The organism is Exiguobacterium sp. E17S, assembly GCF_057772545.1.
In genome coordinates, this window is the sequence record NZ_JBYLRU010000001.1 from 206182 (window position 1) to 222217 (window position 16036).

The 16036-nt window shown below is 45.9% G+C and carries 16 protein-coding genes; all 16 read left to right on the forward strand.

The features are described 5' to 3' along the window. Nucleotides 1-93 precede the first annotated feature (93 nt). The 16 genes from AC3B4V_RS01050 to AC3B4V_RS01125 all read left to right on the forward strand — a co-directional run bounded on the left by AC3B4V_RS01050 (nt 94) and on the right by AC3B4V_RS01125 (nt 15823). Nucleotides 94-2166: a peptidoglycan D,D-transpeptidase FtsI family protein gene (locus AC3B4V_RS01050; protein WP_133207968.1), complete on the forward strand. Its 2073-nt coding sequence runs from the start codon at nt 94-96 to the stop codon at nt 2164-2166. A 225-nt stretch (nt 2167-2391) separates the two neighbouring features. Beyond that, nucleotides 2392-3336, forward strand: a complete 945-nt coding sequence (locus AC3B4V_RS01055; protein WP_064300299.1) for a PstS family phosphate ABC transporter substrate-binding protein — start codon at nt 2392-2394, stop codon at nt 3334-3336. 90 nt (nt 3337-3426) lie between these two features. Beyond that, nucleotides 3427-4368 carry a phosphate ABC transporter permease subunit PstC gene (gene pstC, locus AC3B4V_RS01060; RefSeq protein ID WP_047396437.1) on the forward strand — a complete coding sequence of 314 codons (942 nt, stop codon included), beginning with the start codon at nt 3427-3429 and terminating at the stop codon, nt 4366-4368. Nucleotide 4369: 1 nt separating this feature from the next. Beyond that, nucleotides 4370-5278, forward strand: a complete 909-nt coding sequence (gene pstA / locus AC3B4V_RS01065) for a phosphate ABC transporter permease PstA (protein ID WP_029341063.1) — start codon at nt 4370-4372, stop codon at nt 5276-5278. Nucleotides 5279-5377: 99 nt separating this feature from the next. Then, a complete protein-coding gene (pstB, locus tag AC3B4V_RS01070; protein ID WP_053454494.1) occupies nt 5378-6154 on the forward strand; it encodes a phosphate ABC transporter ATP-binding protein PstB in 777 nt (258 codons plus the stop codon). Nucleotides 6155-6173: 19 nt separating this feature from the next. Next, nucleotides 6174-6836 (forward strand): phosphate signaling complex protein PhoU, encoded by a 663-nt coding sequence (gene phoU, locus AC3B4V_RS01075; protein WP_238239164.1) that lies wholly within the window; start codon nt 6174-6176, stop codon nt 6834-6836. Nucleotides 6837-6943: 107 nt separating this feature from the next. Then, on the forward strand, nt 6944-7669 hold the full coding sequence (locus AC3B4V_RS01080; RefSeq protein ID WP_488377554.1) for a DUF4912 domain-containing protein: 726 nt from the start codon (nt 6944-6946) through the stop codon (nt 7667-7669). Between the two features lie 32 nt (nt 7670-7701). Continuing rightward, nucleotides 7702-9885 carry a 1,4-alpha-glucan branching protein domain-containing protein gene (locus AC3B4V_RS01085; protein ID WP_410756589.1) on the forward strand — a complete coding sequence of 728 codons (2184 nt, stop codon included), beginning with the start codon at nt 7702-7704 and terminating at the stop codon, nt 9883-9885. A 104-nt stretch (nt 9886-9989) separates the two neighbouring features. Next, complete coding sequence (gene rpmG / locus AC3B4V_RS01090; protein WP_012369771.1) at nt 9990-10139, forward strand: 50S ribosomal protein L33; 150 nt, start codon at nt 9990-9992, stop codon at nt 10137-10139. 57 nt (nt 10140-10196) lie between these two features. Beyond that, nucleotides 10197-10742: a 5-formyltetrahydrofolate cyclo-ligase gene (locus tag AC3B4V_RS01095; RefSeq protein ID WP_223041480.1), complete on the forward strand. Its 546-nt coding sequence runs from the start codon at nt 10197-10199 to the stop codon at nt 10740-10742. Further along, nucleotides 10736-11515 carry a DUF92 domain-containing protein gene (locus AC3B4V_RS01100; protein WP_488377555.1) on the forward strand — a complete coding sequence of 260 codons (780 nt, stop codon included), beginning with the start codon at nt 10736-10738 and terminating at the stop codon, nt 11513-11515. The genes AC3B4V_RS01095 and AC3B4V_RS01100 overlap by 7 nt, the downstream gene beginning before the upstream one ends. Nucleotides 11516-11680: 165 nt before the next feature. Then, nucleotides 11681-12637: an L-lactate dehydrogenase gene (locus tag AC3B4V_RS01105; RefSeq protein ID WP_214769069.1), complete on the forward strand. Its 957-nt coding sequence runs from the start codon at nt 11681-11683 to the stop codon at nt 12635-12637. A gap of 257 nt (nt 12638-12894) precedes the next feature. Continuing rightward, entirely contained in the window at nt 12895-13404 is a 510-nt protein-coding gene (locus AC3B4V_RS01110) for a GNAT family N-acetyltransferase (RefSeq protein WP_023467548.1), read from the forward strand. 160 nt (nt 13405-13564) lie between these two features. After that, a complete protein-coding gene (locus tag AC3B4V_RS01115; RefSeq protein WP_488377556.1) occupies nt 13565-14602 on the forward strand; it encodes a M42 family metallopeptidase in 1038 nt (345 codons plus the stop codon). Beyond that, nucleotides 14586-14789, forward strand: coding sequence for a YqgQ family protein (locus AC3B4V_RS01120; RefSeq protein WP_023467550.1), 204 nt, complete (start codon nt 14586-14588; stop codon nt 14787-14789). Before AC3B4V_RS01115 ends, AC3B4V_RS01120 begins: the two co-directional genes overlap by 17 nt. 83 nt (nt 14790-14872) lie before the next feature. After that, nucleotides 14873-15823, forward strand: a complete 951-nt coding sequence (locus AC3B4V_RS01125) for an ROK family glucokinase (protein WP_223041482.1) — start codon at nt 14873-14875, stop codon at nt 15821-15823. Nucleotides 15824-16036: the final 213 nt, after the last annotated feature.

The following is a 16036-nucleotide window of genomic DNA, read 5'->3' on the forward strand; positions in this document are numbered from 1 at the left end:
TTTTAATGCGGAAAATGATGGGATAGGTTGTTATGGAAAGTTTCCTTCTATATAATGAAACAAGATGACTTTTGAACGATAGGGGAGTACGCCATGGCTAAACGAATCACCGTACGAGGAAGACGGCGTAATCATCTGCCGCTTCGTCTGAATTTAATGTTCTTCGTCGTTTTTTTATTGTTTGCGATTTTGATTTTCCGTTTAGGAGTCGTGCAAATCGTCAATGGTGAGAAAATTTCGCGGGAAGTTCAAAAAACAGAAATGATCGCATCAAAATATGAAGTGCCACGCGGAAAGATTTATGACCGGGATGGTCGTCTTTTGGTTGATACGATTTCTAAATACTCCATCGTCTACCGTCGAGCACAAACGACGAAAGTCGATGAACGCATTGAGATTGCACAACGTCTTGCGGCAATCATTGATTTGCCTAAAAAAGATTGGAAAGTCACAGAACGTGATATTAAGGACTTCTGGATCGCGACAAACACGAAAGAGTCTGATCGTCGTTATCAAGAAGCCGTCAAACAGAAATATCCTTCAGCAGAAGCACAAAGTAAACTATCAATCGCAGAACAGGATCAAATCCGATTAGATGCGATTACGAAAGACGATATCGATTATGACGATCAAACGATGGAAGTCATTGCGATCAAACACAACATGGAAGTCGGATATGCGCTTGATCCACAACTCGTCAAACTCGGTGCTTCCGCAAAAGAGATGGCGATCATCGATGAAAATCTAGAAGATTTAAAAGGTGTGTCGGTGGAACCGTTCTATGAGCGTTCTTATCCATATGAAGGAACACTTCGAAACATCTTCGGGAAGTATTCGAAGATTCCAGCAGAACAACAAGCGGAGTTCAAAGCAAAAGGTTACAGCTTGAATGACCGTGTCGGAACATCATTCCTTGAACAACAGTATGAAGATCTTCTGCGCGGGAAACCCGCGTACGATGTGTATGAGACGTTCAATGGAGAGCCGGTCGGTGATCCAAAACGCGAAGAAGGCGAGTCCGGTAAAGATCTCGTTCTGACCGTGGATGCAGAGTACAACAAACAAGTCGACCAAATCATGCAACAAGCGATTAAAATGGGGCGTGGCATGGGTAGTCGTTATCTAAAAGAAGGTTACGCCGTCGTCATGAACCCACAGACTGGTGAGATTCTTGCGATGTCTGGTCAAAAGCTGGATCCAGCAACCGGTAAGTTTTCGGATGTCGCAATCAATAACGTGTTGACGTCCCTTCAGATCGGTTCGACGATCAAAGGTGCAACGGTTGCGATGGGACTTGAGGAGGGCGTCATCCGTCAAAACGAAGTCATCAATGATGCGCCGATCACAATCGGGGGTACGAAAAAAGCATCGTACGTCAATATGGGAGCAATCACGGACTTGACGGCACTTGAGCGTTCATCAAACGTTTATATGTTCAACATTGCGATGCGGATGGCGAAGTACCCAAGTAACGGTATTGCCGGAGCGAGTGTAGACGGAGCAGCTGCCATCATGCAGAATTACTATAGCCAATTCGGTCTTGGGGTGACGACAGGTGTTGATTTGCCATACGAAGCAAAAGGTGTTCAAGGGACACCTGACCGTGTCACGCTACTCATGGACCGAGTCATCGGACAGTATGATGCTTTTACACCGCTACAAGTCGCACAGTATATTTCAACACTTGCCAACGGTGGCTATCGTGTTCAGCCGCACTTCTTAAAAGAAGTTCTCGCGTCGAATTCGATTGAAAAAGGAACGAAACAAGTTGATTATAGCTTTAAGACGAATTATCTGAATCGGATTGAAGTCAGTCAAGATAACATTGATCATGTCCGAGAAGGATTGCATCGTGTCGTCAAGGGAGAACGTGGTACAGCAAAAATCATCGCACAAACCGGTATTGATGCAGCTGCGAAAACAGGTACAGCGCAGGTCAGTGTCTATGGTGATGATGGGATCGCCTTACGTGACGGAAGTGGTCAACCGGTTCGTTCATTGAACTCGAACCTTGTTGGCTGGGCGCCGTACGATAATCCAGAGATGGCATGGGCCGTGTTCCTTCCTTATATGGAACAAGAAACCGTCAACTCGAAAATCGGTCACGATCTTGTCAAAGCGTACTTTAATGTCAAAGATATCCCGTGGCAAACTAAGCCAAATTAACTAGATGAAAAACGAGAGTGAGCAATCACTCTCGTTTTTTTGTTTGCATTGACCTTTTTTTCTAATGGATTTCGAATTGTAAACACTAAAAAACACGCCTTTACAATTCTTTTACGTTGGATTCATTTCGTTTTAATAGTTCATCCGTAGTATAAGTCTTGTAAGGAAAACGGATAAAAAGTCGTAGCATCGTCAGCGACATACTTTCGAGGAGGAAAATTAATCATGTCTTGGATGAAAAAAACAGCACTCATCACAACGGTAGCATCAATCGCAGTAGTGGGGGCAGCATGTGGTAACGATAAAGGCGGTTCTGCTAGTTCATCTGATTTAAAAGGAAAAATCGCAATCGACGGTTCTTCTACTGTCTTCCCGATCATGGAAGCTGTCGGTGAAGAATATTCGATGGAACAACCTGACGTAGATGTCACAGTCGGTGTCTCTGGTACAGGTGGCGGATTCAAACGCTTCGTCGTTGGTGAAACAGATCTTTCGAACGCGTCGCGTGAAATTAAAGAAGAAGAAGCAGCTGAAGCGAAAAAGAACAACATTGAATTCACAAAAATGGCACTCGCATATGACGGTTTGACTGTCGCAGTCAGCAAAGAAAATACATGGGTAAAAGAACTCTCAATGGAGCAACTCGAGAAAATCTGGCTCGATCCGAACATCAAGACTTGGAAAGATGTCGATTCTTCTTATCCGGCTGAACCATTGAAATTCTTCAGCCCAGGTAAAGACTCAGGAACATTCGACTTCTTCTCTGAGGAAGTACTTGAGAAAAAAGATATGCGTAAAGATGTTCAATTATCAGAAGACGATAACGTTCTCGTCAAAGGTGTTGAAGGAACGAAAGGCGCAATCGGATACTTCGGATATGCGTACTACGCAGAGAACAAAGATAAGTTGAAGGAAGTACCACTTGCTGCGGAAGGAAAAGATGCAGTCGATCCAACACCAGAAACGATCAAAGATCTTTCTTATCCACTGTCACGTGAAATCTACACGTACATCAATAACAAATCAATGAAAGACAAAAAACAAGTCGCTGATTTCGTTCAGTTCACGAACGAAAACGCTGGTGATCTTGCTGAAGAAGTCGGATACATCAAAATGCCGCAAGATCGTTACGATGAAAACGCAAAAGCAATTGAAGACGCAATGAAATAAATCATCGAGTCATGAGGATGGCCCAACCGGGGAAGTCTGTACCGGTTGGGTCCCGTTCTCATGTCAAGAAGGAGTAGGGAGTGAAGAAGGATGAGTTCAACACAAAATAAATCGGTTCGCGAGCTGATTCAACAGAACCGACAGCAAAAATATAGTATGAAAAACGTCATGGAACGCGTCATGCCGATCGTTTTATTCCTTTGTGCGTTCGTCTCGGTCGTTACGACCATCGGCATCATTCTCACGTTAGTCATTGAAACAGAACACTTCTTCGAAGTCGTTCCGTTCAAGGAATTCTTCGGCAGTACGAGCTGGTATCCACTCAACTCACAACCAGAGTATGGAATTTGGCCACTTGTCGTCGGTACGCTTGAGATTACCGTGATTGCGATGCTAGTTGCCGTGCCGATCGGTCTCACATCAGCGATTTATTTAAGTGAGTACGCGTCAGACCGCGCACGCCGTATCTTAAAACCAATTCTTGAAGTGTTAGCAGGTGTTCCAACAATCGTCTTCGGATTCTTCGCGTTGACGTTCGTTACACCATTACTCGTAAAATTGATTCCAGGTATTCAAATTTACAATGCGCTCAGTCCGGGGATCGTCGTCGGGATCATGATCATTCCGATGATCGCTTCGATTTCTGAGGATGCGATGAGCTCCGTTCCGAAAAAAATTCGCGATGGTGCGCTTGCACTCGGTTCGACACGTCTTGAAGTTGCATTGAAAGTCGTCGTTCCAGCTGCCTTATCAGGGATCATTGCATCGATCGTACTCGGTATGTCACGGGCAATCGGTGAGACGATGATCGTAACGATCGCTGGTGGTTCGAATCCGACAGCTGCGATCGATCCACTCGAGCCAGTCCAAACGATGACAGCGTATATCGTTCAGGTCGCCTTAGGTGATGCTGGATTTGGAACTGTCGAATATTACAGTATCTATGCGGTTGGTACACTCTTGTTCGTCTTCACATTAGTGATGAACTTACTTGCGAACTGGATCACACGCCGCTTCAGAGAGGAGTACTAAGATGGCCTTACCAGAAAAGCAACCTGTCTCAAAGAAATTCATTGATCCGGTCGCGGTGAAGAAATCCATTAGCCAGCGACTCGTCGTCAACAACGTCACAAAAGTCATTTTCCTTGCTGGACTGTTCTTCGGTCTCGTCGTCTTAGGTATTCTCTTGTTCGGCGTCATCCGTGACGGTGCATCATGGTTATCACTTGAGTTTCTACAAAATGCACCATCACGCCGTTCGGAACGTGCCGGGATTTATCCGGCGTTAATGGGCTCCATCTTCTTGATGCTCCTCATCATCCCGATGATTTTCATCATTGGTGTCGGGGCAGCGATTTATCTAGAAGAGTACGCGAAGAAGAGTCGGATGACTTCATTCATCGAAGTCAACATCTCAAACCTTGCTGGTGTTCCGTCAATCGTCTTCGGTTTACTTGGTTTGACGTTCTTCGTACGTAACATGGGCTTCGGTTCAACATTGATTGCAGGAGCATTGACACTCGCGTTGATGAGTCTTCCGGTCGTCATCGTCTCGTCTCAAGAGGCAATCCGTGCCGTTCCACAAGCGATGCGTCATGCATCACTTGCACTCGGTGCTTCGAAATGGCAAACGACTTTCAAAGTCGTTCTTCCGGCGTCACTACCGGGTGTCATCACTGGGATCATCTTGGCTGTATCTCGAGCGATTGGTGAGACAGCACCACTCATCATGGTCGGAGCTGCGATTTTCATTGCTCGTGCGCCAGAAAGTATTTTCTCAGAGTTCACAGCATTACCGATTCAAATCTACAACTGGACAAGTCGTCCACAAGCGGACTTCCAAGGACTTGCAGCGGCAGGAATCATCGTCTTAATGGTCATCCTCTTGACGATGAACTCACTTGCAATCTGGATCCGGAACCGATTCTCAAAACGCTATTAATCGAACGAGATAGATAGAAGGGATTTCTTTTAAGGAGGAAGACAGATGATGGATACGAAGCTGAATACGAAATCAGTCGTTACAGAAGGGACAGAGCGTATGAATCAACCAGTAGCAGCACGTGAGAGCGTCTATAACGTCAAAGACTTAAACTTATGGTACGGTGACGATCATGCGCTGAAAGATGTTAATCTCGACATTAAGAAAAATGAAGTCACGGCAATCATTGGACCGTCTGGATGCGGGAAATCGACATTCATCAAAACATTGAATCGAATGGTCGAACTCGTTCCGATCGTACGGACGAATGGTGCAATCGAGTATCACGGACGCAATATCTTTGATAAAGAATACGGTGTCGAAGAATTACGGACATCGGTCGGAATGGTCTTCCAACAACCGAATCCATTCCCAAAATCAATTTATGACAACATCGCTTATGGTCCCCGTGTCCACGGTGTCAAAAACAAAAAAATCCTCGACGAGATCGTCGAACGCAGTTTACGCCGTGCGGCGATCTGGGATGAAGTCAAAGATCGTTTGAACGAAAATGCTTATGGTCTTTCTGGTGGTCAGCAACAACGTCTTTGTATCGCGCGTTGCCTTGCAATCGAGCCAGATGTCATCTTGATGGATGAGCCGACATCGGCACTTGACCCGATTTCTACATTAAAAGTAGAAGAACTCGTCCAAGAGTTGAAATCAGACTACTCGATCATCATCGTGACACACAACATGCAACAGGCTGCACGTGTTTCAGACAAAACAGCGTTCTTCTTGAATGGTGAAGTCGTCGAGTTCGATCAAACAGACCGGATCTTTGGTAATCCGAGTGACAAACGAACGGAAGATTACATTTCAGGACGATTCGGATAAGAAGGGGGAGACGAAACGAATGGCAGCGAACCGTACGATTTTTGGAGAAAATCTTGCAATACTCGATCAAAAGGTCTTTTTACTGGCTCGTAAGACGATGCAACAGATCGCAACAACGGCAGAAGCACTCGAAAAATATGATCAAGACATCGCGCGTAGTGTCATCGAAAACGATAATGAACTCGATGACCTTGAACTTGAAATCAACGATGATGCGATTCTCTTAATCGCGAAGCAACAACCCGTTGCGACGGATTTACGACGAATCATCACCGCGATGAAAATTTCGTCTGATCTCGAACGGATTGCAGATTATGCGGGGAATATCTCAAAAGCGGTTCTACGTGTTGAAACATTCCCGTATGTCATCGATATTTCGTTGTTGAAGGAAGCATTCGAGACATTACTGGATATGACGGAAACTGCAATCGTTGCCTATCGTGACGGAGATGTCGAGAAAGCAAAAGCCTTGTCTGATCTCGATAACATCATTGATGAGACGACATATAAGGCACTTCGCCAATACATGCGTCATATGTCACTTCAGCCGATTGTCGTCGATGAAGTCATGCAATTCACGAACATTTGCCGCTACATCGAGCGGATGGGTGATCACTTGACGAATGTCGGGGAGCATCTGATCTATCTCGAAAAAGGAAAACATTATGATTTAAACGGATGAATCAAGTAGGCAGGAGGAATTTCCTCTGCCTACTTTTTTTGTAAAGGGATTCGAAACACGTTTGTAGAATAGGAAAGAAGTGAATAATGACAGAGAGGTGATTGGGAATGCTTGAGCAAATCATTAAAATGAAGGAACAAGGGCTGACAACAAAACAAATCGCAGCTCAATTGGATACGACTGAAGGAAAAATCAAATATGCTTGGACTAAATATCGTAAATCGTTAACAGAACAACCTTCTGTAGCAGCGCCGAAAGTAAAATCAAAAACGGTCAAGCAGACGAAAAAGTCGACTGCACCGGTTTTAGACGTCGTACCGTCTGTGCAAGTGGTACCTTCGCTAGAACGCGACGCGTTTGGAATGGCGACACATTACGAGGATGACATCCTCCACGCCATCGTTCAGTCACCAACAGCATTATACGTCTACTGGGAATTATCTGAACTGTCGAAACAGTTGCTAGAGACGCACTATCACACGACGTTTGATTCGTTCCGTAAAGAATTACGCATCATTGATGTCACGCTTGTTGAATACGAACAAGGACAGGCAAATCGAACGTATCAATTCGAGCTACCAGAAATGACGAATGCTTGGTTCGTTCGACCAGTCGCCCCGAATACTACATACATCATTGAATGGGGCATTCAAACGATTGACGGGGACTTTTTACCAGTACTGCGTTCAAAACCAGTCGAAACGCCACGTGACGAGCCAGTCACGGACGGACGGTTCGCGGAAGTCGTGCATCATTGGCAATACGGAGAGGTCGAACAACCGGAATGGGTCGAAGTATTACGTCCTTATTCCTATTTCGATCGCGTCCGGTAATGGAATTAGAGAGAGGGAAAGGAAGAGAAGCTATGCGAAAAGGATATTTTTCACTCGTCTTACATGCACATTTACCATATATCCGTCATGAAGAGGCGCATCGTCTAGAAGAGCGGTGGATGTATGAAGCGATTTCAGAAACCTACATCCCATTATTGTGGGAGGTCGACCGCTTATCACGTCCGCTCGGCTGGACGGTCAGCATTTCACCACCCGTCATCGAGATGCTTGCCGATCCATTGATTCAAGAGCGGTATATCGAGCATATCGAGGATACGTTACGTTTGATTCGCCAAGAACTAGAGCGAGAGCTTGCTCAAAAGGAACGAGATGCGCTTCTATTCTATCAAGACCGCTATCAAGATTTATTGAATACGTTCCTTCACTGGGAAAAAGATTTGAACCGCGCATTCCGTCATTACAAGGAGCAAGGTTATCTTGATTTGATTACGTGTACGGCGACGCACGGATTCAGTCCGCATATGTTGTCCGAACAAGCGGCACGTTCTGAAATTCAGACGGGATTGAACTGTTTTGAACGTCATTATGGATTCCGTCCATCTGGTCTTTGGATGCCGGAGTGTGCGTATACGCCAGGACTTGACCGTATTTTGTACGAAGAGGGCATTCGTTATACATTCGTTGACGAACATTCCATCTTAAACGCGGATCCGTCACCGAAACACGGAATCGGAGCACCTGTCTATTCGCCGCACGGTGTGGCACTCTTCCCCCGTGATCAAATCATTTCCGGGAAGATTTGGAGCTCTGTCATCGGATACCCGGGTCATCCGGATTACCGTGAGTTTTATCGTGACCTTGCGTACGATCGAGAGTGGGATCAAATCGCTGAGTTCATGCACCCAGAAGGACTACGTTATGATACAGGATTGAAATTGCATCGCGTAACAGGAGAAACGGATCAAAAAGACTATTATGTCCGTGATTGGGCATGGCAACGGACAAGTGAGCACGCAGCAGACTTCGCACAAGCACTCGGTGAACATTTAGATGCGCATCAAGGACAAGACTTCCCACCATTCCTTGTCACAGCACCATTTGATGCCGAATTGTTCGGTCACTGGTGGTTTGAAGGTCCCGACTTCCTCGGTAAAGCGATGGAACGTTTAGAAGATCAAGGAATTGAGTCGATTTCACCGGCAATCTTCCTCGAACGTCACTTCCAAGACATCGACACGGCACACGTCGCGATGGGAACGTGGGGACGAAAAGGCTACGCGGAAGTCTGGATCAATGAACGGAATGACTGGATGATTCGTCATCTCCATCAACTTGAGAAGAGACTAGCAGGTATCGTAGCCCGAAATCGTCATCAAGATGCATTGACTGTCAAAGCGAAGCGTCAACTCATTCGAGAATACCTCCTCGCTGTCTCGAGCGACTGGCCGTTCATCCTCGATGGACAGACGACAGCGCAATATGCTGCGAATCGTTTCCGTGAGCACATCCTACGTTTTGAAGAAACTGAGCGTCGCCTGGATGCTGAGGAGCTGACGGTGGAATGGTTAGATGATCGATATCGCGAATATCCTTTCCTTCAAGATTCAGATATTGAACCGGATGTCTTCTTGACGGCACATGATTACTACGTGGCAGTGAAGCGTGAGAAATCTTGGAATACGGATGCCATCTTGTTGTTCGTCCGACAATATGATGCGTCAGACCGGCCAGCTTCGGAGCTCGCTCGACGACTTGCTGCTGCTGGTGAGAACGTCTATGTCGTCACGGAACATCCGGAAGCGTATCGATTTGAAGAAGGTGTTCACGTTTACGGAGTGCAAGTGACGGGTCTACCGCTCGTTCAGACCTATAACCAACTGGCGGCACTAAATTTAGCCTTCTTACGCCAAGCGCAAGCCTTGAGTAAGATCGTTGATTTCGCAGTCATCCACAACTTCAACATGGAGACCGCATCAGCTGCCCAAGCTATCGCGAAGATCAAAGAGTTGCCACTCGTCAGTAACGTCTACGATGTCGAAAGTGAGCGTTCTCCTGATCGTTCAGGTGGTCTGGTCGTTGCCTTAAAACGACTTGAAGGAGATGCGTTGCGCCAATCAGCGGTCGTTTATCTAGAACGAGAAGAGTCACGTCACGGGGTGGAACAAGAGTATCACGTCGAAAAGAAGCCACTGCGTTTTGAAGAGAACCTTGAAAAACCATATCAACACGTGACGAATCCGAAAAAGAACGGATGAACAGTTGCAATTCCTTTCCTTTCTTGGTACGATACTTGAGTATGCTTAACCTTATGTAAAGCAAAATCACTTGATACATCGAGAGCTAGATAGGAGGGAATCCCATGCGCGTTAAAATCACATTAGCTTGCACTGAAACTGGTGACCGTACTTATATCACTAAAAAGAACAAGCGTAACAACCCAGAGCGTCTTGAGTTGAAGAAATACAACCCACGTCTCCGTAAGCACACACTTCACCGTGAAGTGAAATAATTGAGATGGAAGCCGTCACTTCGTGTGATGGCTTTTTTTGTGGAAAGGAAGACAGTCATGAATAAACAAGAAGTACGCCGTCTGATCAAAGAACGACTCGATGTAATGGAGAACCGTGCGGAGAAGGAACGATTGATTCACGAACATGTTTTGTTGTTACCTGAGTGGCAACAAGCGACCTGTGTCGCGATCACATTAGCTTTTCGAAATGAATGTGATACAAGAATGCTGATTGAACAGGCGTGGCAAGAGGGCAAGACGGTCTTGATACCAAAAGTAGTGGGAGACGAGATGGTCTTTTATGAACATGGACCAGAAGATCAACTGCAAGCAAATCAGATGGGGATTGCTGAACCAACCGCTTCAGCACGTCGGGCTTCACTTGCTCAAGCAGAGCTTTGTCTCGTTCCGGGTCGCGCCTATCGACGGGACGGATATCGTTTAGGGTGGGGAGGAGGCTATTACGATCGTGCACTCGTGACCTATGCAGGACGTAAAGTATCGATTGCCTTTTCTGAACAACTTCTTTCCGATTTTGAAGTCGAAGCCTTTGATATCCCAGTTGACTTGATCGTCACTGACTTAGAGGTCATCCGATGCTAAGCGCGACCATTTTGTTTTGTCTATTGCTTGCTTGGACCGGACGATCTTTTCGTTTATTGACGACAAGTGGTGCGATCATGACCCTGCTCGTCGGTAGTGGTGTTTCATTCGGATTTGGTTGGCAAGGATTAGTAGTACTTTTGCTCTTCTTTGGTAGCTCGAGCTTGTTATCGAAGGTCGGACGGTCCAGAAAACAATCGGTCGATTCCATCGTTGAGAAAGACGGCGCGCGTGACGGATGGCAGGTCCTTGCGAATGGAGGGGTAGCGTTCGTTGCTGCTTTAGCGTATGCCATGACGATGGATTTTGCGTATCTCTTGTTATTTCTATTCGTCATCGCAGCATCGAATGCTGATACGTGGGCATCCGAAATCGGACCGCTCTCAAAACGTGATCCATGGTCTCTCAAAACGTTACGACGGGTACCAGCAGGAACGAGTGGAGCGATGTCGCTGATTGGGACGGTCGGTACGATCGCAGGAGCTGCGTTCATCGCGATAGCAGCGCATTGGATATTTTCTCTTTCTTTAAGAGACGTCTTACTCGTAACAAGCATCGGTGTACTCGGGAGTCTGCTGGATACACTATTTGGAGCAGTAGGGCAACGCGTTTACCGATGTAAGGTTTGTGGAGAATACACGGAAAAGCGAGAGCATCATGGTCAACCGACAGCTTACGTTTCAGGCATTCGATTTTTAGGGAATGATGCTGTCAATGTCTTAACGAGCGGTTTGGCAAGTGGAATCGGGTTTATCATCGTTCGATTCTGGTAACTGGAAAGTATATGAGTATGTAATTCCTTATGTTAGGATATCAATGACACAAAATGGACAAATGTGATTAATTTCACATGATACAAAGAATGTGAAAGATGTTACAATTTACTTGTGAGATAGTTAACAAACTCTTATGACGAATGAAAGGGTGGACATAACGATATGGAATTACATGCGAAAGTGACACGGGTAGCCCTCATTGGAGCTGGTGCAGTCGGTTCAAGCTTTGCCTATCAGATGTCAACAGCTGGACTTTGTGAAGAACTTGTCATCATTGATGTCAACAAAGCCAAAGCAGAGGGCGAGGCAATGGACTTAAACCACGGAACACCATTTAGCTCTTCACCGATGCGAATATGGGCTGGTGACTACGCGGACTGCCGCGAAGCGGAAGTCGTCGTCATCACGGCAGGCGCTCCACAAAAACCAGGTGAGACAAGACTCGATCTCGTTGCAAAGAATGCCTTGATCATGAAAGAAATGATTCGTCAAATCATGGATTCTGGTTTTGATGGGATCATCGTCGTGGCTTCCAATCCGGTTGATATCATGGCGCATCTTGCCTGGAAATATTCTGGTCTTCCGAAAGCACGCGTATTTGGATCAGGAACGGTGCTGGATACAGCACGTCTGCGTCAAATGCTTGGAGAATACTTTCACATTGATTCCCGAAATGCCCATGCCTATATTCTTGGCGAACATGGTGACACGGAATTCGCAGCCTGGAGTAACAGTCGCATTTATGGAAAAACGATTGATGAACTACTTGCTGAAGACGATCGTTATTCTCAAGCAGATCTTGATCAAATCTACATCAACGTCCGAGATGCTGCTTATCATATCATCGAGCGCAAAGGGGCAACCTACTATGCGATTGGGCTTGGACTCGTCCGAATCGTTCGTGCCATCCTCGGAAATGAGAACTGTCTATTGACGGTCGGTGCGCATGTCGATGGGCAGTACGGAATTTCCGGTATCCATATTGGAGTTCCCGCCATCATCAATCGTCAAGGTGTGCGTGAAATCATTGAAGTCTCATTGACGGAAGAAGAGTTGAAGAAATTCCATCATTCTGCTGATGTATTACGTCAGACGCTTGAACCCGTCTTGCAAGGATAAGCGTACGCATCATGATGAAGGCATTACGAAATAAAGTAGCAAAAAACTCAAGTGTCGGACTTGCTTCATATTGTCCACACTTGAGTTTTTTTGATGTAGAGAACGAATACATAAAAAATCACATCTATTCGTCCAGTAGTAAAAAGAAAAAAATCTAGGTTTTATTTTACTAGAAAAGGGTTAAGTAAGAGATAGAAGCATTTTTACGTCATTTTTTTTGTACGTCATGATACCCAAAAAGGAGAGAACCGACAGTCATGTATACTTTTCGAAAACTAACTAAAGAGGATGCAGAACAATACTGGAATCTACGCCTTGAGGGATTAAAAAATCATCCAGATGCATTCGGTCATTCGTTTGATGATGAACAGCAAACCCCGCTCCGCGAAGTACAAGAAGGACTTGAGGGAGAACCCGACTCCGATGAGGTTTGGCTTGGTATGTTCGACGGTGATACATTGTTTGGGTTTGGTCAGGTCAAACCATATGAATTGTCACGTGAATCGCATAAAGCGATGATTTCTGGAGTATACGTATCACCTGAATATCGCGGTGGTACTGGTCGCGCTTTAATGGAAGCCTTAATCGAGGAAGCGAAGAAGTTACCGGACGTCGAGCAAGTCATTCTTGCCGTTTTATCAGGGAACGAGGCCGCGCAAAATCTTTATGAGTCGCTCGGTTTTGAAGTATATGCCGAAGATCCAGATTCCGTAAAATTAGAAGACGGCACATATCGTGATGATATTTGGATGAAGAAGTACGTCTAATTTCTTCAGATGATGTGGAAAGAAGCTGTAGCAAAAAAAGTGCTACAGCTTTTTCGCATGGTATCCGTAAGATATCAGTATCGGCAAAGAATGAATATTTGTTATCATGAGAACAAAGCGGATGTCACGTCGTAGTCCGATTGAAAGGGAGCGAATGAACATGAAAGAAGTCATACGTACGATTGAAGAGCTTGTCTCGATTCCGAGTCCAACAGGTTCGACAAAAGAAGCGATTACATATGTAGAAAAGCGATTGACCGCAGAAGGGGTTACGTATCGAAAACTTGAAAAAGGAGCGATTTTAGCGACACTACCTGGTGCTTCAACGCGTACGCGGTTACTGACGGCACACGTCGACACACTAGGAGCGATGGTGAAAGAGATTCTACCAACAGGACGACTTCGTTTATCACAACTAGGGGGATATGCTTGGACAGCGATCGAAGGTGAGAACTGTCTCATTCACAAGATGGACGGTCAAACGGTTTCAGGTACGATCGTGTTCCATCATTCGAGTGTTCATACGTCGCGCGAGACGAACAAAACGGAACGATCTGCTGATAATATCGAAGTACGGCTCGATATCCGTTCAACGACAGCAGAAGAGACGCGCGTTGCGGGGATTGAAGTAGGAGACATCGTAACGTTTGATCCGCGATTCCTCTATACGGAAACGGGATTCGTGAAGTCGCGCCATCTCGATGATAAAGCATCCGTTGCTTTGTTACTTGAATTGATCAAGGAATGGAAAACAATCGAGCTGCCACACACGATCCAGATTCTGATTTCAAATTACGAAGAAGTTGGATTCGGTGGGAATGCTGGATTCACGGACGAGGTCGCAGAATACATCGCGGTCGACATGGGGGCACTAGGAGACGGTCAGCATTCGGATGAATTCACGGTCTCGATCTGTGCGAAAGATGGTTCAGGTCCATATGACTTAGCTTTACGCCACCAGTTAACGCGTTTAGCACAACGTAACAGTATTCCATATAAGGTTGATATCTATCCGTTCTATAGCTCGGATGCCTCAGCGGCAGTAAGTGCGGGACACGACGTCCGGCACGGATTGTTCGGTCCGGGAATCGAATCGAGTCATTCGTACGAACGTACACATGAGACGTCGTTACAAGCGACATATGATTTGCTACATGCCTATGTAAAGGAGCCGATGGTCGATGAAGACACTGTATGACGTACAGCAATTACTCAAGACATACGGGACTTTCATCTATCTTGGGGACCGGGCGTCCGATATCGCGATGATGATGCTTGAACTCGATGAATTACAAGAAGCAGGCGTTTTGGAACAGCGACAGTACGATTCAGCAAAACTAATCTTGCGACATGAATTAAAGCGTTCACAATCCGATAACATTTAAGGTTGTGCAACCCTTTGCGCAAACGGGTTATGTCCGGTAAAATGAGGAAGCAGACATTATATGAGTATAGGGGAGACGAAGCAATGAAATGGTTACTCGGCATTGATATCGGCGGAACGACAGTCAAGATGGCAATTTTGGATTTGCAAGGGATCATCGTAGAGAAATGGGAAATCGAGACGGTCGTTTTGAATGATGGCGTACAAATTCCTGGAGATATCGCAAAATCCTTCTTTGAGAAGTGTCAAGAGAGCAACAAACGCCCAGAAGATTTCGTCGGAGCGGGCATCGGTGCGCCGGGATTCATTGATTTCAATACAGGTGTCGTCGAGAAAGCGGTCAATATCGGTTGGAATAACTTTGAACTCATCGGTGAATTCGAACGTTTGACGGGTTTACCGGCTGTTCTTGAAAATGATGCGAACGCAGCGGCAATCGGTGAGATGTGGAAAGGTGCCGGTAGTGGAGCAACCGAACTCCTTGCGGTCACACTCGGTACGGGCGTCGGTGGTGGTCTGATCACGAACGGACAAATCGTGCATGGTACAGTCGGAATGGCTGGAGAAATCGGTCATATCACGATGTTGCCTGAAGGTGGCGTCCTATGTGGATGTGGTCGCAAAGGATGTCTTGAGACGATCGCGTCAGCAACAGGGATTGCCCGTCTTGGTCTTGAGAAGCGTAAAGGGAAGGAAACGTTACTTAACGACATCAAGGCAGTGACGGCGAAAGACGTATTCGAAGCGTATGAGAAAGGGGACCGGGTCGCAACGGAAGTCGTAGAAGAAGTGACGTTCCACCTCGGTCTTGCCATCTCCAACTTAGCGAACAGCATCAATCCGGAAATCATCGTCATCGGCGGTGGTGTCTCAAAAGCGGGCGAGACATTGCTTGCACCACTGCGTCAACAGTTCGAACGCTTTGCTTTACCACGGGTTTTCGGATCGACGACGTTCAAGATTGCCGAGCTTGGAAACGATGCCGGAGTCATTGGCTGTGCATGGCTTGCGAAGCAGATGTTTCTCAAAAAATGATAATATTCAATTTCAGTAAAAGGTTCGCTTCGGCGAATCTTTTTTTTGTTTACAAACGTACAGTAATTATGTGATTGTTAAGTATCTTCCGGATTCCAGTTGCATTTTTGTAAAACTAAGCGTAAAATTTTCACGTGATATGGGTATATGTAAATTATGATGTAGGTTGTGTGAACTGAAAGCAGAAAGCACATGTAAATTAGGAGGCAGGTT